The sequence below is a fragment of the Levilactobacillus lanxiensis genome (assembly GCF_016861655.1).
GTDB classification, from domain to species: Bacteria; Bacillota; Bacilli; order Lactobacillales; family Lactobacillaceae; genus Levilactobacillus; species Levilactobacillus lanxiensis.
In genome coordinates, this window is record NZ_BOLN01000001.1 from 236,744 (window position 1) to 254,791 (window position 18,048).

At 53.3% G+C, this 18,048-nt stretch carries 13 protein-coding genes and 1 riboswitch; of the genes, 8 read left to right on the forward strand and 5 right to left on the reverse strand.

Translation table 11 applies throughout. The features are described from left to right. Window positions 1-403: 403 nt before the first annotated feature. Window positions 404-1,249, reverse strand: coding sequence for an aldo/keto reductase (locus tag JUF22_RS00970; RefSeq protein WP_203642492.1), 846 nt, complete (start codon window positions 1,247-1,249; stop codon window positions 404-406). A gap of 675 nt (window positions 1,250-1,924) precedes the next feature. Here JUF22_RS00970 and JUF22_RS00975 point away from each other — a divergent pair. From JUF22_RS00975 to JUF22_RS00985, 3 genes are all read left to right on the forward strand, one after another. Then, the gene (locus JUF22_RS00975) at window positions 1,925-2,314 is read left to right on the forward strand and encodes a DUF2255 family protein (RefSeq protein WP_203642493.1); all 390 of its coding nucleotides are present in this window, start codon (window positions 1,925-1,927) and stop codon (window positions 2,312-2,314) included. A 785-nt stretch (window positions 2,315-3,099) separates the two neighbouring features. Further along, window positions 3,100-3,801 carry an ABC transporter ATP-binding protein gene (locus JUF22_RS00980; RefSeq protein ID WP_203642494.1) on the forward strand — a complete coding sequence of 234 codons (702 nt, stop codon included), beginning with the start codon at window positions 3,100-3,102 and terminating at the stop codon, window positions 3,799-3,801. Window positions 3,802-3,810: 9 nt separating this feature from the next. Next, a complete protein-coding gene (locus tag JUF22_RS00985; protein WP_203642495.1) occupies window positions 3,811-6,384 on the forward strand; it encodes an ABC transporter permease in 2,574 nt (857 codons plus the stop codon). Window positions 6,385-6,492: 108 nt separating this feature from the next. On the opposite strand, the gene JUF22_RS00990 is transcribed toward JUF22_RS00985, so the two are convergent. Continuing rightward, complete coding sequence (locus JUF22_RS00990) at window positions 6,493-7,761, reverse strand: D-alanyl-D-alanine carboxypeptidase family protein (RefSeq protein WP_203642497.1); 1,269 nt, start codon at window positions 7,759-7,761, stop codon at window positions 6,493-6,495. A gap of 479 nt (window positions 7,762-8,240) precedes the next feature. Between JUF22_RS00990 and JUF22_RS00995 the strand changes: the two genes are divergently transcribed. After that, complete coding sequence (locus JUF22_RS00995) at window positions 8,241-8,687, forward strand: CopY/TcrY family copper transport repressor (RefSeq protein ID WP_125764310.1); 447 nt, start codon at window positions 8,241-8,243, stop codon at window positions 8,685-8,687. A 131-nt stretch (window positions 8,688-8,818) separates the two neighbouring features. Then, the gene (locus JUF22_RS01000) at window positions 8,819-10,840 is read left to right on the forward strand and encodes a heavy metal translocating P-type ATPase (protein ID WP_236000685.1); all 2,022 of its coding nucleotides are present in this window, start codon (window positions 8,819-8,821) and stop codon (window positions 10,838-10,840) included. A gap of 489 nt (window positions 10,841-11,329) precedes the next feature. Here JUF22_RS01000 and JUF22_RS01005 read toward each other — a convergent pair whose 3' ends face one another. Continuing rightward, on the reverse strand, window positions 11,330-12,265 hold the full coding sequence (locus JUF22_RS01005; RefSeq protein WP_203642499.1) for a DMT family transporter: 936 nt from the start codon (window positions 12,263-12,265) through the stop codon (window positions 11,330-11,332). Between the two features lie 1,281 nt (window positions 12,266-13,546). Beyond that, window positions 13,547-13,652: riboswitch (TPP riboswitch) on the forward strand. A gap of 59 nt (window positions 13,653-13,711) precedes the next feature. Here JUF22_RS01005 and JUF22_RS01010 point away from each other — a divergent pair. Genes JUF22_RS01010 through JUF22_RS01020 form a run of 3 tightly spaced genes read left to right on the forward strand, consistent with a single transcriptional unit; the run spans window position 13,712 to window position 16,217 of the window. Next, window positions 13,712-14,464: an ABC transporter permease gene (locus JUF22_RS01010; protein ID WP_203642501.1), complete on the forward strand. Its 753-nt coding sequence runs from the start codon at window positions 13,712-13,714 to the stop codon at window positions 14,462-14,464. Further along, complete coding sequence (locus JUF22_RS01015) at window positions 14,461-15,465, forward strand: ABC transporter substrate-binding protein (RefSeq protein ID WP_203642502.1); 1,005 nt, start codon at window positions 14,461-14,463, stop codon at window positions 15,463-15,465. The genes JUF22_RS01010 and JUF22_RS01015 overlap by 4 nt, the downstream gene beginning before the upstream one ends. A gap of 2 nt (window positions 15,466-15,467) precedes the next feature. Next, window positions 15,468-16,217: an ABC transporter ATP-binding protein gene (locus tag JUF22_RS01020; protein ID WP_203642505.1), complete on the forward strand. Its 750-nt coding sequence runs from the start codon at window positions 15,468-15,470 to the stop codon at window positions 16,215-16,217. A gap of 81 nt (window positions 16,218-16,298) precedes the next feature. Here JUF22_RS01020 and JUF22_RS01025 read toward each other — a convergent pair whose 3' ends face one another. Both JUF22_RS01025 and JUF22_RS01030 read right to left on the reverse strand, forming a co-directional pair. Further along, a complete protein-coding gene (locus tag JUF22_RS01025; RefSeq protein WP_203642507.1) occupies window positions 16,299-16,856 on the reverse strand; it encodes a sugar O-acetyltransferase in 558 nt (185 codons plus the stop codon). Window positions 16,857-16,988: 132 nt separating this feature from the next. After that, on the reverse strand, window positions 16,989-17,990 hold the full coding sequence (locus JUF22_RS01030; RefSeq protein WP_203642509.1) for a GW dipeptide domain-containing protein: 1,002 nt from the start codon (window positions 17,988-17,990) through the stop codon (window positions 16,989-16,991). Between the last annotated feature and the right edge of the window lie 58 nt (window positions 17,991-18,048).

Sequence of the window (18,048 nt, forward strand, 5' to 3'; positions counted from 1 at the left end):
TTGCTATCACCTTTTGTATCCCAAGTCTGGCAGCCTCTGAAACGTGCTACGCGAGCCAGACTCCTGCGCTTAACCCCGATTCAGGGTAGACCTTTAATTCTACCTTGCTTTAGGGCATTTGACTGGTTCTTCGCGGAACTATCCTGGTCCTGGCAGCCTCTGAAACGTGCTACGCGGGGCAGGTTCCTGCGCTTAACCCCGATTCAGGGTAGGCCTTAAATTCTACCTTGCTTTAGGGCATTTGACTGGTTCTTCACAGAACTATCCTGGTCCTGGCAGCCTCCGAAACGTGCTACGAGAGGCAACTGGTTCCGCTTAATACCGTTAAGCAAACAACCCCAAAGACCGGGGTTATTCACTTAACGCCATTAATGCTCGCCAGTTAACCGCCTCTCTCCGCACTCTAATCACCAACCGGGTGCCAGCTATTCTCGTCCGTCAAGCGGTTCAAGAATGCCATGTCCTTGTCGTTGATTTCGAAATCGAGTTGGGCGTTGGCTTCGACGTGGGCCATTGCCCGGGCCTTTGGAAGTGGTGCAACACCATTTTGGATAACGAAACGTAAGGCCAGTTGTGGGATTGAGACGCCGTAGTTGCCAGCGACCCGTTCCAGTTCTGGGCTGTCGACCAAGCCACCAGTAGCTAATGGTGAGTAGGCTTGAACCACGATGTTATTGGCTTCAGCGGTCTTAACAATGCTGTCCTGCGTGTGGCCGACGAAGTATTGAATCTGATCAACGGCTGGCTTGACTGTCAGACCATCCCAAGTCAACAGGTTTTCCAGGTCATGTGAATTAAAGTTGGACACCCCAACCGACTTGGCCCGGCCACTGTTGTAAATGTCTTGCATGGCCCGCCAGACGTCGCGGTTCTCGGCATCATGGTTGGAACCCATTTGGGCCCATGGCCATGGCGCATGGATAATGTAAGAATCCACGTAGTCCAGGTTCAGTGCGGCCAAGCTACTGTCAAAATCAGCCATAGCTTCATCGTAAGTCTTGGATTCAGCGGGCAACTTAGTTTGAACGAAAATAGCCTCACGCGCCACGTCGCTAGCGGCAATGGCCTCGCCGACACTCTGTTCATTTTGGTAAGCCTTAGCGGTATCAATAAACCGGTAGCCAGCCTGCAACGCATTGCTGACGGCATCGACCGTTTCCTTGCCAGGCTTGGTTTGCCAGGTTCCGAATCCAACCTTAGGCATCTTTAAGCCATTGTTTAAGTCAAACGTATCTGTAATTGTTGGCATATTTAGTTCCTCCTTCAACGCTAATAAGCTTGGTTTTCGTGAAAATAAAGAGTGGTATGTTGCCGTTCCCGGCGGCGGGCTCAAGACGGCCTGCTGTGGGGTCGGTTCCAGACTGTGGGGCGGTCTTCCACCTCGACTTTGAGCCTGAAAGGCGGTCTCAAAGGTCGTCCCGTGTTCTAGGCTGGGAAAGAACCCCAGCCAACAACACCGACACAGCTGGCCATCTTGGCCCGCCTCTGGTCACTCACATGGATCACTCATTTTCACTAGCCAATCTGCTACAATCTAAACTTAATTGGTTACCAAGCCTATCGCTTATATTTCTGAGTATAGTACCTTCGTGTTGGTCTAAGGCAAGAGAAATCGGCAACTTTTTTCTTGATTTATCACGCAATCAGTTAATTTATTTAAATAATTTTTCTATCTGTTCACTAATCACATGCTAAATCGCTAAAACACCTTTAATAGCGGGATTCTTACGCACACTTCACCGTTGAATCACCCTCAATATTCCATTCGTGTTTGTCATTTTAATCGCTATGGATATTTGCAATTATATTCAAATGGCATATACTCACTAATTGTAAGTGAAAAGTTAAAAGTTCTCCGTGTTCTCGCAGACGCGGATAATCAACCGCTGACTCGAACTCGTTTTTTAAATGGAGGAATTTAATTATGGATACAACTACTATGCAATGGACTACTGAACAATTAGACATCTTTTTAAACAACAAAACATTAACCATGAAGCCTTTTAACCCCGACATGGCCACCTTCGAAGAAGAATCTCCCGTTTGGGAAGTCGTTGTTGATGGCAACGTCTACTCCCGCGGCTGGAACGGCGACCAGACCAAGTGGTTCATGGCCGCCACTGCCCAAAACGCAGGCGAAATCTGTGTCGGCGACCACGACTTTGCGGCCCAATTTGAAATGGCTGACCACTCCGCCGAGCTGGACGCTAAGATCACCGCGGCCTACAAGGCCAAGTATGACGAGCAAAACTCACTGCCCAAGATGATCTCGGCAGGCCCCACCTACGCCACCCTCCACGTTCTTCCTCGTTAGGACAAGTGACGTTCAGCGCCTCCGGGCGGGTGAAAATGAGAGCGGAACGCGGTGGGCGGACGCCCGAAGCCAAAGAACGGTCTTCGAACTTACTTTGAGTCACTGAGAGTCGTGTCTCAAAGATACCAATTGCCTAAGCGGCCAAGACCGCCACTAAGGCAATTCCCACGGCTGGCCACATTTTCACCCGCCCTCCGGCTAACGGCCACTTAGCCCAACGAGGCAACTAATCAACTTTGATATGTGTAACACTCTAAATAGATTCACGCAAAACAAGCAATCCTTCATAACTGGGGATTGCTTGTTTTTGTCATCTTTTGTAACCGTTTTCCGTTGTGCTAGTCCCGGTTTCAGCCTACAATTAACTTATTGCTAAACCTAATTTCAACACAAAAATCTGTCCCCCATACCATCCAGTTCAACACTACCAGGCAACAACCTACATTCGGGCTAAACCAGTTCCGGCCGCAGGGCTGGTGAAAATTAGCCACCCCGTCAGTATTAGTGACCAGAGGCGGATCAAAGTGACCAGCTGTGTCGATGGTCTTAGCTGAGGTTTCTCACTCAGCTTAGCCCATGGGGCAACCTTTGAGACCGCTTCTCAGGCTCAAAGTTGAGGTGGAAGCCCGCTCTTTGGCTGGAACCGACCCCACAGCAGGGCGCTTTGAATCCGCCGTCGGGAACGAATGCCACAGGCCACAGCGTCACGGCTCATTTTCACCGGACCGGAGGCGCAGACAAAGACTAGTTTAGCCCAAAATCAATTTAGAAAGAGAGACCTGATTATGGCCTACATAGAAGTTAAACACGAAACCAGACAATTCACCCAAGGCGACCAGACTACCACCGCCAACCAAGATATCTCCTTTAGCGTGGAGCGTGGCCAGGTCGTCACGATTCTCGGCCCCAGTGGTGCCGGCAAGTCCACCCTGCTCAACATTCTCGGTGGCATGGACAGCCCCACGGATGGGCAAGTCCTGATTGATGGCACCGACATCGCCCAATTTACCGCCAAACAGTTGACCACCTATCGCCGCCAGGACGTGGGATTTGTTTTTCAATTTTATAACCTGGTCCCCAACCTGACCGCCAAGGAAAACGTCGAGCTGGCCTCCCAGATTACGAGCGATGCCCGCGACGTGGATGAGACGCTGGGACTGGTCGGCCTGACCGACCGCGCCAAGAACTTCCCGGCGCAATTGTCCGGCGGTGAACAGCAACGGGTCGCCATTGCCCGGGCCATCGCCAAGAACCCCAAGCTCCTCCTGTGTGACGAACCCACCGGCGCCCTAGACTACCAAACGGGCAAACAGGTGCTGCAGGTCATTCAAGACGGCGCCCGTCAGACCAACATGACCGTCATCATCGTGACCCACAACGGCGCGATTGCCAAGATGGGCGACCAGACTATTCACATCAACGACGCCCAGGTCCAGTCGATCCAGCAGAATTCCCAGCCGACACCGATTGCCGACATTGAATGGTAGGTGATGACCATGACAAAGAGTTATTGGCGCGTTTTATGGCGTGAAATTGGCCACTCCAAGGCCCGTTTCATCTCGATTATGCTGATTATTTTTCTTGGCGTGGCCTTCTATACCGGGATTCGGGCGACCGGTCCGGACATGCTCCAGGCTGCAACGGATTACTATGCCGACCAGAATTTGGCGACCAACAGCGTGCAATCTACGGCGGGTTTGACGAAAAAGGACTTGGCCATTTTACACCAGCATCGGGATCAATTAAGCTATCAAGCCGTAAAATACTTAGACATCAATCAACTAAACAATAATCAGGTCGTGCGGGTCGCGGAGATGCCCAGCGGGTCCCTCAATCGGGTGACCGTCGTGAGTGGCCATCTGCCGCGCCGGGCCAACGAAATCGTCTTGGACCAACAGGCGCGGACGCTTCAGCCGAAGCTCAAGCTGGGGTCGACCTACCGGATTGCCACAACCAGCGCGCTGAACCGCCAGTTCAATCGGCGGACGTTTAAAATCGTGGGCTTCGTCAACTCACCGCGCTACATCGAGAAGGCCACCCGCGGCGTGACGACCGTCGGCAAGGGCACGCTGGATTACTTTGCGCTGGTCAAGCCGGGGACGCTGACACAGACCGTCGCTAGCCGCATCGATGTGGGGTTCAAGAACCTGCGGGGTGTGACGCCTTACACGGCCAAATATAAGCGGTTGAATCGCGCCAACACGGCCAAACTCAAGCACTGGCTAAAACCGCAGGCGGCTAAACGCCAGGCCCAATTGCAGCGACAGGCTCGCGCCCAACTGGCGCCCCAGGTTGCCAAGGTCCAGGCGTTGGCCCAACAACTCCCGGCCAACGCGCCAATTTTGACGAAGGCCCAAGCCCAGATTAAGCAGGCCCAGGCTAAAATCGCCGCGATTGGTCGCCCGACTTACTTAGTCACTGGCCGCGCCGCCAATCCCGGCTACAGCGAATACCACGAGAACACACAGCGAGTCGTCGCCCTGTCGACGGTCTTTCCGCTATTTTTCATTGCGATTGCGGCGCTGATCTGTCTGACGACCATGACGCGGATGGTGGCTGAACTCCGGGTCCAAATGGGCACACTCAAGGCCCTGGGCTATAGCAATGCCGCCATTGGCAGTGAATTTCTGTTGTACGGCGGACTTGCCAGTCTACTGGGAACGGTGCTGGGCGTGGGCTTTGGCGTCAACTTCTTCCCTCGCTTCATTGCCCAAGCGTACGGCAGCATGTACAATCTACCGGCCATCAACGTGCAGGTCATCTGGGCCGACATCTTAATCGCACTTGTGATTGCGTTGGCCTGCACGATTGGCAGCGCCCTGCTCGTCTTGCGGGTCGACCTCACCAGTCTGCCGGCGACGTTAATGCAACCGAAAGCGCCCAAGGCTGGGAAAACGCTGTGGCTGGAACACTGGCATGGCCTCTGGAACCGCCTGAATTTCAATCACAAGGTCACGCTGCGTAACCTCTTTCGTTACAAACAGCGCCTCCTCATGACGGTGCTGGGCATCGCCGGCTGTATGGCCATGATGATCACGGGCTTTGGCCTGAAGGATTCCATCGGCGATATCAGCGTGAAACAATTTGACCAGCTCTGGCACTACGACGCCATTGTCGTACGAAACGGCTCACAGACCGCGCAACAACGCCGAGCACTTCATCGCCAGTCTCTGGTGAAAAATGATTTTGTTGTGAAACAGGCGCAGGTCACCGTGGAACGGTCGGACGTCGCCAACCAAACGGCCACGTTGAGCGTGCCGCAGCATCCCCAGAACCTCACGCAATTTGTCGTCCTGCGCAATCGACAAACCCACGCGGCCTACCACCTGAACAATCGCGGCGCCATCATCGATGAAAAACTGGCCAAGCTTTATGACGTTCAGGTAGGCGACACCCTCCCCGTGAAGCTCGGCAACCGCCAAGTGAAGCGGGTGCGGGTGGCCGCCATTGCGGAAAACTACGTCAATCACTTCATTTATGTCTCGCCTAGCTATTACCACCAACTGTTTGCGGCGACGCCCGTTTATAACGGCAACCTGGTTCAGTTCACCCATCACAGTCAGAAACGGCAGAACGCCTTTGCCAACGACCTCTTGAAGACGCCGGGCATGCTGAACGTGACCCTGCTGAGCACCGAGAAGAAAAACAACTTCCAGATGCTCGACACCATGGACCTGGTCGTCGTCATCTTCGTGGTCGCGGCCGGCGCGCTGGCCCTGGTCGTGCTCTACAACCTGACCAACATCAACGTTTCCGAACGGATTCGTGAGTTGTCGACCATCAAGGTGCTGGGTTTCTACGACGGCGAGGTCACGATGTACATCTTCCGCGAGAATCTAATCCTAACTGGACTGGGCATCTTCTTCGGCTGTTTCCTGGGAAACTGGCTGCACAGCTACATTTTAAATACCGCCGAGACCGACAGTCTCATGTTCTCGCCCGGCATTCACTGGGTCAGCTACGTCTACGCGGCCCTGTTAACGCTGGCATTCAGCCTGTTGGTCATGACCATCATGCACCGCAAGTTGAAGCACATTAATATGTTGGATGCGTTGGCTTCGGTGGATTAGAAATGAAAAAATTCTAATTTGACAAATTTTATATCGACCACAAAAAACAGGTTTCACCTCAAAGTTACGGGGTGAAGCCTGTTTGATTTACATCGAACTGCTTTCAATTTAACCTTCAAACGCCGAGCCCATCGGCTTAACCAACGTCTGTAACAGCTGGTCCACCTGGGGCTGGGTCTTGAACACGACCCGCTCCGCAAAGAGCGTGGCCGATTGTTGCGAATGGTACGTGACCTGTTGCTTGGCGCCGGTCTGCGTATCCGTCACCGTGGCCTGGGCAACGGGTTCGCCAGCATTGACGGTCCCGGAACTCATCTGGGCGGGCGTCAGCTTGGTGGCGACCGTGGTGGTCAACCCAGCCCTCTTGTCCTGGTACCACACACCCGCTTGATTATTGGTCGGTGCCGCCGTGACGGTCGTGGCTAGCCCCGTTGCCAGGGAGATCCGCCGATCCGTCAACGCGGTCGTTTCCAATTGGTACTGTTTTTTCAATTGCTTAATGAGCTTATTCATTGCAGTGAACGTGGTATCCCCACCCAGAATTGTGGCGATCATCCGCTGGCCGTTGACCGTGTAAGTCGCGGTAAAACACAGCTTGGCGTTTTCCGTGTACCCGGTCTTCAACCCGTCAATGTTTGCGTTCTTGTCGTAATGCGATTGGCCCTTCAAGCAGGAGTTTTCGTTATAAATTTTGGTGCCGTTGACGCTGGCTTCCTTTTTCCCAGAAACCTGGACGATGCTGGGATCGGCCTGAATCAGATGTTGGGCCACAATTGTAATGGCCTTAGCCGAAACCAGGTTTTCTTCCTTCTTCCCGGTGCCTGGCAAGACGAGGTTGTAGTCCTTCAGGTCGGTGTTGTCGAGGCCGGATGAACTGATAAAGTGGGCCTCAATGCCCCAGTCAGCGCTCTGTTGATTCATGAGTTGAATAAACTTAGCGTTGTTGCCAGCAACGTACTCGCCCAATGCGGTCGCCGCACTATTGGAGGAAGCAATCATTGCCGCTGCCACTAATTGCCGGACCGTGAACGTCTCGCCCTTTTTCATGCGGAGGGAAGAGTACGCGTAGCTGTGACTGAGTTTCAACAGGTCGTGACTCATGGGTACCTGATCATCCCAATTAATTTTTCCTTGATTAATGGCACTGACCGTTAAATAGACGGTCAACAATTTTGATAATGATGCGATGGGGTAGCGCTTGTCTGCGTTTTGCTGGTACAGCACCTGCCCACTCTGCGCATCCATCACGTAAGCGGACCGCGCCGCAACCTTCGTGACGGTTTTAGCGGCCGCGGTCGTTGTGGACCCGCCACCTAAAATGACCGCGATGAGGCCCAGGATCACGCCCCGCCGAAGCCAATGTTTAAATAGAACCACGAGCGTCAACGCTCCTTTCAATTTCGTACGTTCTATTATACAAAACCCAGGGGCTGATGGCGCGCTAAAATCCAAACTTGCTAAAATTTTAACTTCTTACAAATCTATTTGTCATATTATTACCATAGTGTTATTTTTCGGGGCGTACTGACCTAGTTAACCCGATTGTTAAGTCCCCGCACCCACCCCAACAGAAAGAGTCCACCACCCATCGGGTACCATGCGGAAGTGCTACCCTAAGAAAGACTACCGGTCCCTCGGCGCTCATCTTCGTGTCGACCAGCCACCACTCCCAATTTTCCACCCGAGACTTCCCCCTTGACAGGCTATGTTTACAGTTGTAAACTCAAGTCACCAATCAAGGTTAGGTTGGCTCAAACCACCACCTTGATTTCCCCTCAGTCGCTCACTATCACCGCGGCTGACCCGCACCACTTCCCCTAACCAATAACCGTTCCACTAAAAAAGGAGTGTTCACCATGGCCACAGCAGAATTAGCCGTCACCATTTCCGACGCAGAATGGCGCGTCATGCGAATCGTCTGGACGTTAAAAGAGACCGACAGCCGCACCATCATTGATTTGCTCGAACAACAACACGATTGGAAGCCCGCCACCATCAAAACCTTGATTGGCCGGCTGGTCAAGAAGGGCGCGCTGGCCACGACCAAGCAGGGCCGCCAGTTCATTTACACCCCATTGATTCCGGAACAAGCTGCCATGGATACCGCGCTGACCAATGAAATCAGTCAAATGTGCGCGATGCACCGTGGGACCGCGATTGCTCACGTGTTAGAAGACACCGAAATGAGCCGCGCCGACGTCCAAAATTTAATCGACGTGCTCGCTAAGAAATTACCAACCGCCCCCGAGTCAGTCCACTGCGACTGCCTCCCCGACGGCTGCGAAGGGAGTTGTGCAGAATGAAAAATGAACGCGACTTAGGCATGTCTCACATGAACATGCAACAAGATATGAAGGACGGCCACGACATGGGAAATATGAAAATGGATCACATGGACATGGGCGATGGTCCCGCGAATGGCGAACACCAGGACATGAGCAACATGGACATGGCCCACATGGATATGGACATGGGCGATGGCCACATGATGCACATGGGCAATCTGAAACGCAAGTTCTGGGTCTCCCTCATCCTGACGATTCCCGTCATTCTGATGTCCCCCATGATGGGCATGACGCTCCCCTTCCAGCTGATTTTCCCCGGCAGTGACTGGGTCGTCGCCGTCTTAGGCACGATTCTCTTCTTCTACGGCGGTGGTGCCTTCTTCAGTGGTGCCAAGGCCGAGCTGGAAATGAAGCGTCCTGCCATGATGACCCTGATTGCCATGGGAATTGGCGTGGCCTACGTTTACAGCATCTACGCCGTTATCGCCAACAACCTCTTCCACGTCACACCGACCGTGAACAACTTTTTCTGGGAACTCTCGACCCTGATTGTCATCATGCTATTGGGTCACTGGATTGAAATGAACACCGTCATGAACGCCGGGTCTGCCGTGGAAGCACTGGGAAAATTGCTTCCCCAAGAAGCCCACGTTCAGGACGCCCAGGGCAACATTACCGACGTTAAGTTAAGTGACCTACAAATCGGTGAAACTGTGGTTATTCGGGCCGGTGAACAAATTCCCGCCGACGCCAAGATTCTCAGTGGGACCTCCGACGTGAACGAATCCTTAGTTACCGGTGAGTCCAAGGCCGTTAAGAAGACCACAGACGACACCCTGATTGGTGGGGCCGTCAACGGAACGGGGACCCTAACCGCTACCGTCACGGGCACCGGGGACTCCGGCTACTTGGCCCAAGTCATGAAATTGATCAGTGACGCCAAGAATGCCAAGTCCAAGTCAGAAAACCTGGCCGACCGGGTTGCGGGCTGGCTGTTCTACGCCGCCCTCTTTGCCGGCATCCTGGCCTTCATCGTTTGGTTGACCGTGGCTAATTTAGCCGTCGCTTTGCCCGTGGCCGTGGCTGTCTTCGTTATCGCCTGCCCCCACGCACTGGGCCTGGCCGTTCCTTTGGTTGTTTCCCGGAGTACCGCGCTGGCCGCTCAGAACGGTTTACTGATTCGTAACCGGAACGCCATGGAACAGGTTAACCAATTAAAGTTCGCTCTGATGGACAAAACTGGCACGTTAACCATGGGTGAATTCAAGGTCAATCACCTGGTCAGTTTAACCGCTGATTTAGATGAACAAGCCGTCTTACAACACTTAGCCAACCTCGAAAGTGGCTCCAGCCATCCCCTGGCAACCGGGATCTTAACGGCCGCCAAGGCAAAAGGTCTGACGGTCACCGCCGCCAGCGATACCCATCAAGAAACGGGTCTCGGCCAATTCGGCACCATCGACGGCACCACGTACGGCGTCGTTTCCGTCAACTATTTGGACCAGAAACACCTGACCTACGACCACGACCAATTCACACAGTTCGCTGCCGAAGGAAACTCCATCAGCTACCTGCTTGCCGGCGACCAAGTCCTCGGCCTCGTCGCACAGGGTGATCAGATCAAGCCAGCTGCCAAGACGCTGGTCACGTCATTGAAACGCCAAGGCATCACGCCGGTTATGTTGACCGGTGACAACCAGGAAACGGCCAACAAGGTCGCTGCCAGCGTGGGTATCACCGAGGTCCAAGCGCGCCTCCTGCCGGAAGACAAGGAACGTTTGGTCCAAGAATACCAACAAAAGGGTAAGGTCCTCTTCATTGGGGATGGCGTAAATGATGCGCCAAGTCTGGCCCGGGCAGACATCGGGATGGCCATTGGATCCGGGACCGATGTGGCGATTGAATCCGCCGACATCATCCTGGTTTCGAGTGACCCCGGCGACGTCATCCAGTTCCTTGATTTAGCAAGAGCCACCCACCGCAAGATGACCGAAAACCTCTGGTGGGGCGCTGGTTACAACCTGATTGCTATTCCACTGGCCGCCGGTGTGCTGGCACCGATTGGGTTCATGTTGAACCCCATGTTAGGGGCGGTGGTGATGTCATTGAGCACCATCATCGTCGCCATCAACGCCATGACGTTAAAGATCAAAGCGGTCCCAACGGAATAGATTGGCTTTACCGCCTACGGATTGTCAGGGACGCCACCCGGTGGGGCCCGCGCGAAGCCTGAGAAACGGTCTTCGCCCTCGCCTTGAAATCCTCCGGCTAACCAATCATTCGGTTGAACCCCTAGCCTTTAACTTCAGCGCCAGCTTTAAATTCTACTAACGCAACTAAAAATAGCGTAAGACCTGTCACTCACTCGACAAGTCTTACGCTATTTTTGTACAACATAATTGAATTTGCTTAATGATTCAGAAAACACAAAATGCAGGAACCAAGTGGACTCACCACCTGCACTAAACCAGTCTAAGCCGTGAGGGCATAAAAAATGAGCTCAGTCGTGGGATTTACGGCGCATAGCGACGTAAATGGTGATTTTGAGACTCGCTTCTTAGAGGCTCAAAACAAGCCCAGAGACCGCTCTTCGGCTCTGGGCGTCCTCACCACCGCGTTCCGGCCTATTTTCACCGCCCGGCAAGGCGACCCAGACCCGTTTAGTCCGGATTGGTGCGGAAGCGGCGGATTAGACGAATCATCTGGCGCCCATTTAACGACAGCACCATCACCGCTAAGATCACCAGTGCGCCGCCAATCAAGTCGAACTTGGTCAGCTGAACGTTGAGGAACATCACGGAAAATGCCGTGGCGGACAGGGGTTCAAACGCGTCCAGCAAGCTGGCCGTGGTTGGCAAGATGTAGCCCAGCGCGTGCGCAAACATCAGGAATGGAATAACTGTTCCGAAGACAATAATAATCCCAATCATGCTCCAGCCGGCCCAGGACAACGTCACGTGTTCCTGCCAAACGGGTCCGAAAACATTTAAACAGATGCCGGCCACTAGCAGGCCCCAGCCGGTCACGGAAACGGCGCCAAACTTGGGCAACAGTGGCCGCGGAATCAGCGTGTTCGTCGCAACTCCGATGGCTGACAGTCCACCCCAGAACAGGACGACCGGTGAAATGGCCAGGCTGTTGAGGTGCCCGTGCGTCACAATCAATAGCGTCCCGATGAAGGCAATCGCCATCCCCATGGCCTCGGGCCGCGTTGGCGTCACGTGCTTGAATACTAAGAAATAGATACTAATGATGAACGGTCCGAGGAACTGAATAATTGTGGCAACCGGTGCATTGCCGAATTTAACGGCTTCGAAATAGCACAGCTGAACCGGCACCAATCCCAATAGGCCGTAGCTGACGACGCGCAGGGCCGTGCCCCGCTGGCACCAAATTTCAAATGGCTTGATGCCAATCACTTGGCCAAAGACCAGTAGAATAATCCCGGCACTGATCATGCGGACCTGGGTCAGCCACAGTGCCGTCACTTCGGGGTTCATCGTAAACAGCGTGCTTGCCGCAACCCCTGAGATGCCCCACAAGATGCAGGCCACACTTGCCAGTAACACGCCGCGTAAATGATGTTGTGGAGTCATAGCTGCCCCACCCGTGTCAGTCCAAATTTCATAATCAGTCTCCCTCTCTTTGTGCCGATTTATGCATTATTTTATAAACGGCAAGGCTATGCCAACCATCGCCGTTCTTGCATTCTAAAATTAACGAGCACTGACCAGTATAACAAAAATGACGAAAAGTCCCGCCCATTTCAGGGAATTTTCACGAGATTCTTAGTCTTAAGCGTTTTCTTTTTTGGGAAATAAAAACGAGGCCACCTTTGACAGTTAGCCTCGTCCAAAACAAACTTATTCTTAGCCCACACAATCATAGTCAATGACGACGTAGCTAAAGAATCCGGCTGGTTTGGGGGCTAAACCAGTCTTAGCCGCAGAGCTGGGGAAAATGAGCCAGTCGTGGAAGTGACCAGAGGTGAGCCAAGGTGACTAGCTGTGTCGATGGTCTTAGCTGAGCGGTTTTCCTCAGCTTAGAGCATGGGACAACCTTTGAGACCGCCCCTCAGGCTCAAAGTTGAGGTGGAAGCCTGCCTCTCAGGCTGGAACCGGCCCCACAGCAGGGCACCTTGGGCGCGCACCAGTAACCCCCTCAACCAACAGAAAAACCAAAGAGTCCGGCTGGTTTGGAGCTAAACCAGTCTTAGCCGCAGGGCTGGGGAAAATGAGCTCAGCCGTGGGAGTTACCTTTGCGGGTTTCCCGCTTAGGTAACTGCTATCTTTGAGACGCGCTTCTCAGCGGCTCAAAGTAAGTCTGGAGACCGCCCTTCGGCTCCAGACGGCGCCCACAGCGTCACGGCTCATTTTCCCCAGCCCGGAGGCGCTAACAACGACCAATTTACCCCCAAAACCAAAAAGGAACCTCGCATGCGCGAAGCCCCCCAATCTCAGCTCAGAACCCGCCAGTCACGTTGATGGTAGTCACTAGACACGGTCCACAATTTCTCTGATAAAGCTGAGTAACCAAGTCACGTCATAACTTTAACCATGACTTTGGATTCATTTTACGATACTCGCCGCCAGCACTCCCGTAGAGTCATTCGGTTAGCTTGGCCAGCAAATTAAGGGGAACGACTGGTTAAGCGCCAAACGATTTTGGACTCGGACATTTTGCCCCATCGCTACGAAAGATTCGGCCCGCGCTGCCCCCCAAATTGACTATTTTTGATTTCTAGTCCCGGGATAAATCCTTGTTTCCCAAGGGATTGGCGCCTAAAAATTGCCACAATCAAATTTCGTAGGATTCACTTTGGGACAAGTAAATTGAGTTGTTCCGGTAGAATTGCCATGCTATACTAAATCCAACTTAAAAAGTTTCTGGGGATACCGTTAAACGGCACGAGAGTAAGTTGTGAACTTTGACCCATTGAACCTGTCAGCTAACACTGGCGCAGGGAGAAACGCGCGGATGCTCTATCCAGGCGGACTTACTCCCCCGGATGGGGCTTTTTTAGTGAAGAAAGGTGGTTTTACATGAAACGTAAGTTATACCCGCTGGGCAGCCTGGTCCTGCTGTTGGCCGCTTGGCAACTCGCGGTCACCCTCCTGCACACACCGGCGTTCATTTTACCCAGTCCGGTGGCCGTGATTCAGGCACTGGTGGTGGACGGGCCTGGTCTCCTGCAAAATTCGTGGGTGACTTTATATGAATCCCTGATTGGCTTGGGTATCGCCTGCCTGTTAGCCTTCTGTACGGCGTTGATCATGGACCGCTGGCAGCTCCTGTACCAGTCATTTTACCCGCTGCTGGTCATCTCACAAACCCTGCCCGTCATGGTGTTGGGACCTTTATTGAGCCTGTGGTTTGGCTTCGGCATGGCGCCCAAGATTATTCTGGTCGTTCTCATGAGTTACTTTCCCATCATCGTGGCCTTCTCGGAAGCGCTGGGAAAGGTGTCCGGTGAGCAGATTCGCTTTCTCCAGACCATGGGTGCCAAAAGCTGGCAGGTCTACCGGCTCCTGAAGATTCCACAAGGTATGCAGGGATTCTTCGCCGGTCTGCGAATCGCCGCCACCTACTGCGTCAGCGGTGCCATCATCGGGGAATGGCTGAGCGCCGAGGCGGGACTGGGCTACTACATGATCCGCGTGAAGAACGGCTACCAAATCGATAAGGTCTTCGCCGCTATTCTCTGCGTGATTGTTCTGAGTTTAGGGTTAAACATCGTGACGCGCATTTTTCAAAAATTATATTATAAAACGTTTATCCAAGGGAGATTATCATGAAATTAACGAAGCTTTGGTTCCTGGTGCCACTCTTACTTTCACTGACAGCCTGTGGCAACGCTAAAAATCAATCGTCTGATTCTAAATCTGCTAAGAAATTGACCGATGTGTCAATCGTCCTCGACTACGTGCCCAATACCAATCACACGGGGCTGTACGTGGCAAAGGACAAGGGCTACTTCAAGAAGGCCGGCCTAAACGTCAAAATCATCGAACCCGGCGACAACGCTACCAGTATCGGCATGGTCGGCGCCAACAAGGCCCAATTCGGGGTCAGCTACCAAGAAGACGTGACGTTCGCCCACGCCGACGGCAAGAACATCCCCGTCAAGGCGATTGGGACCGTCATCAAGCACAACACGTCCGGGTTCGTCTCGCTCAAGTCCAGTGGCATCACCTCACCCAAGGATTTCGCGGGCAAGACCTACGCCGGTTGGCAAACACCTAGTGAAGAGGCCGTGTTGAAGGCCGTCATGAGCAAGGCCAAGGTCGATCCGAAATCCCTGAAGATTGTCGGCGCGACCGGTGATGGCCCCAAGAGTTTGGGCAAGAAGAACGACCTGCAGTGGTGGTTCCAAGGCTGGGACGTGATTCGTGCCAAGGATGATGGCATCAAGGTGAACTACATGCCCCTCCGCAAATTGGATAAGCGGCTGGACTATTATACGCCCGTGATTATCACCAACAATACCCAATTAAAGAAGGACCCCAAGCTGGTCAAGGCCTTTATGAGCGCCACCAAGAAGGGTTACCAAGACGCCATGGCCCATCCCAAGGCCGACGCCAAGATTTTACACAAGTACGCCAAGGATTCCGACCTGAGTTTCCTGGAAGAATCGCAAGCCTTCCTCTCAGCTAACTACACGGATGACGCGGCCAAATGGGGCCAGATGGACGCGAAGGTCTGGGACAACTACACCGGCTTCATGAAGGACTATGGCCTGATCAAAAAGACCATCCCGGCCGATACCCTCTATACCAATCAGTACGTCGGGGACTAGCCATGCCGATTACCTTGCAAAATGTCAGTCTCACGCTGGATAAGTTGGATATTTTAAATGACGTGACCGCAACGATTGCGGACGGTAGCTTCGTGTCGTTGATTGCCCCCAGTGGTGCGGGCAAATCCACCATTTTGAAATTGTTGACCGGGCTACTGACGCCCTCCACTGGTAGTCTAGCGGTCGAGGGTCAGCCGATTACGGGGCTCAATACCACGTTCAGTTACTTACCCCAGGAGGACATGTTGTTTCCCTGGTACACCATCGACCAAAATATCACGTTGTATCAACGGATCAACCATCAACCCGTGGACCAGGAACGGGTCACCGAATTGCTCACGCTCTGTGGCCTGCTGCCCTACCGCAAGTTTCTGCCCCACCAGCTGTCCGGTGGCATGCGGCAACGAGTCGCCCTGTTGGGCACCATGCTCAACCCGGCCGACTACCGTTTGCTAGATGAGCCGTTCGGGGCCCTGGACGCGATGACGCGGGGCTTGATGCAGGACTGGTTGCTGGGACTGCCGGCCGAATTGAAACGGACAACCTTGTTGGTCACCCACGATATCGAGGAGGCCATCTACCTGTCCGACCGGATTCTCGTGTTGTCGGCGCGACCGGCCCACGTGGTCCAAGACATCGCCCTGACGCCGATCACCCGCGACCGCGCCTGGCTGGCGACACAGGCACCACTGAAGGCAGAGATTTTCGAGCTGTTGCGTGCGGATTGTTTGGCAGCGGGGGAGCAACTGTAGACCTACTAAGTCAAAAGACGACCAACTTGTCCGAAGATTCTGACAAGTTGGTCGTTTTTACGTGGTACAAAAATAACCGTCTTAGAGTGAACGAATCGGCTTAGCAGGCACCCCACCAACTAGTGTGTTGTCAGCAACATTAGCCGTCACGACAGCCCCCGCCGCGACCACTACATTATTGCCAATCGTGACTCCGGGCATAATGGCTACCTTTCCGCCAATCCAAACGTCGTTGCCAATTATAACCGGCGAAGCCTGGGCCAGATATTCCCGCCGACCCACTGACGTCAACGGGTGATTGACCGTGTAGATATCGACGTTAGGTCCAATCATGACATGTGACCCAATCGTTACCGGTGCAATATCTAGAATGGTTAAGTTATAATTACTCAAGAAATCCTCACCCACGTGAATGTTCTGACCGTTGTCACAGTTGAATGTTGCTTGGACTGAGACCCGCTCGCCATGGCTCCCTAAGATTTCCTTGATTTTAGCAGTTTGTGCATCCGGATCAGTCGCTGGAATGGCATTGAACTCCTGACACAGCTGTGCGGCTCGAGCCTTACGCGCAGCGACCTCAGAATCAAGAAAATGGTATGGCTCCCCCGCTTCGAGCTTCTGTAACTCTGTTTTTGACATTGTCCATCACCTCAAGATTAGCTTACCACTTAGAGCCGGGTCTCAGTCAAAGGCCCCAACGAAAAAGGTCAGGGTATTTGAGAATTTCATCTCAAACACTCTGACCACTTTTTAATTTCAGTTAATTCGCCTTTAAGCCATCCACCCGCCGACGCTCATCACGCTGACCTTACCGGCTGGCGTGACTTTTACGCTGTAGGTGTACCCCTGAATATCAAAGTCCGATTGGGCCTTGAACTTCAGGTTCTTCGTGGTTTGCGTCACGGCTGTGGTCTGCTTGACCTTGCCCGTTGACGTCCGCGTTGTGAGCTTAACGGCTTTGCCGGCAGTAAAATCGTAGACCGCCGTTTCACTGTTTTGCTTCAGGAGGGCAACCCGTTGGACTTGACCAGCCTTCAGAGCAACGCCGACCTTCACGTGACCCGCCTTATCAACGGTGGTTAACGCCGTCGAATCCGCGGAGAGGTTCCGGTCCAGTTCCCGTTTCAGTAAATCAGGGTATTGCCCCTTGATCACGGCACTCTTGGGTAACCAGCCAATCGCCTTGCCATCCGTCGTTTCGAAGTACAAGTAGGACTTCTTGCTGGTGGTCGTCAACGATTCAACCGCATACAACGTCCGGTAGCCATACGTGTGACCGTAGTGGCTAGCCGCCGTCTTCCCTAAGGAATGAGCGGGCATGTTCCAGAAATCGTGCTTGGTGGTTGGCGTCCAATAGGCGGTCTTCTTCACCGACTTCATGCTAGCAATCTGCTGGTGGAATTTCAGCTTATTCAAGGCGACGTAACCCCCGACCAATTTAACATTGGCCTTAGAGGCGTTCGGCACAATCGTCCCGTGAGGCAGGGACTTGGCACTCACCCGTGCCAGCCGCACGTAGCGCTGACCCTTGACGGTAATCACCTTGTCGACCGTCCACTGCTTCGTGGTGCTTTGATCCGTACCCAAAACGCTACTGTGCTTATACGCCGCGCGAGGATAACTGTAGACCTTGGTCCCCTTTGCCTTAAACGTAAACACGCGTTGCTTCGGGTACGCGGGTAACGTGACCTTTTTGGCCGCATTTGCAGTCGTCACGCCGCCCCATAAACTTAGCCCCGCCACACTAGCCAGAATTAACTTCGCCCATTTCATGGTTGTCTCCTCCTATATCTATCCTCAACTTTTAAGTCCCTACTCCGTCGAGCGCGGA

Excerpts from the sequence above, each read along its gene's own strand:
- JUF22_RS00970 (WP_203642492.1), bottom strand. The coding sequence starts at position 1,249 with ATGCCAACAATTACAGATACGTTTGACTTAAACAATGGCTTAAAGATG.
- JUF22_RS00975 (WP_203642493.1), top strand. The coding sequence starts at position 1,925 with ATGGATACAACTACTATGCAATGGACTACTGAACAATTAGACATCTTT.
- JUF22_RS00980 (WP_203642494.1), top strand. The coding sequence starts at position 3,100 with ATGGCCTACATAGAAGTTAAACACGAAACCAGACAATTCACCCAAGGC.
- JUF22_RS00985 (WP_203642495.1), top strand. The coding sequence starts at position 3,811 with ATGACAAAGAGTTATTGGCGCGTTTTATGGCGTGAAATTGGCCACTCC.
- JUF22_RS00995 (WP_125764310.1), top strand. The coding sequence starts at position 8,241 with ATGGCCACAGCAGAATTAGCCGTCACCATTTCCGACGCAGAATGGCGC.
- JUF22_RS01000 (WP_236000685.1), top strand. The coding sequence starts at position 8,819 with ATGAGCAACATGGACATGGCCCACATGGATATGGACATGGGCGATGGC.
- JUF22_RS01005 (WP_203642499.1), bottom strand. The coding sequence starts at position 12,265 with ATGACTCCACAACATCATTTACGCGGCGTGTTACTGGCAAGTGTGGCC.
- JUF22_RS01010 (WP_203642501.1), top strand. The coding sequence starts at position 13,712 with ATGAAACGTAAGTTATACCCGCTGGGCAGCCTGGTCCTGCTGTTGGCC.
- JUF22_RS01015 (WP_203642502.1), top strand. The coding sequence starts at position 14,461 with ATGAAATTAACGAAGCTTTGGTTCCTGGTGCCACTCTTACTTTCACTG.
- JUF22_RS01020 (WP_203642505.1), top strand. The coding sequence starts at position 15,468 with ATGCCGATTACCTTGCAAAATGTCAGTCTCACGCTGGATAAGTTGGAT.
- JUF22_RS01025 (WP_203642507.1), bottom strand. The coding sequence starts at position 16,856 with ATGTCAAAAACAGAGTTACAGAAGCTCGAAGCGGGGGAGCCATACCAT.
- JUF22_RS01030 (WP_203642509.1), bottom strand. The coding sequence starts at position 17,990 with ATGAAATGGGCGAAGTTAATTCTGGCTAGTGTGGCGGGGCTAAGTTTA.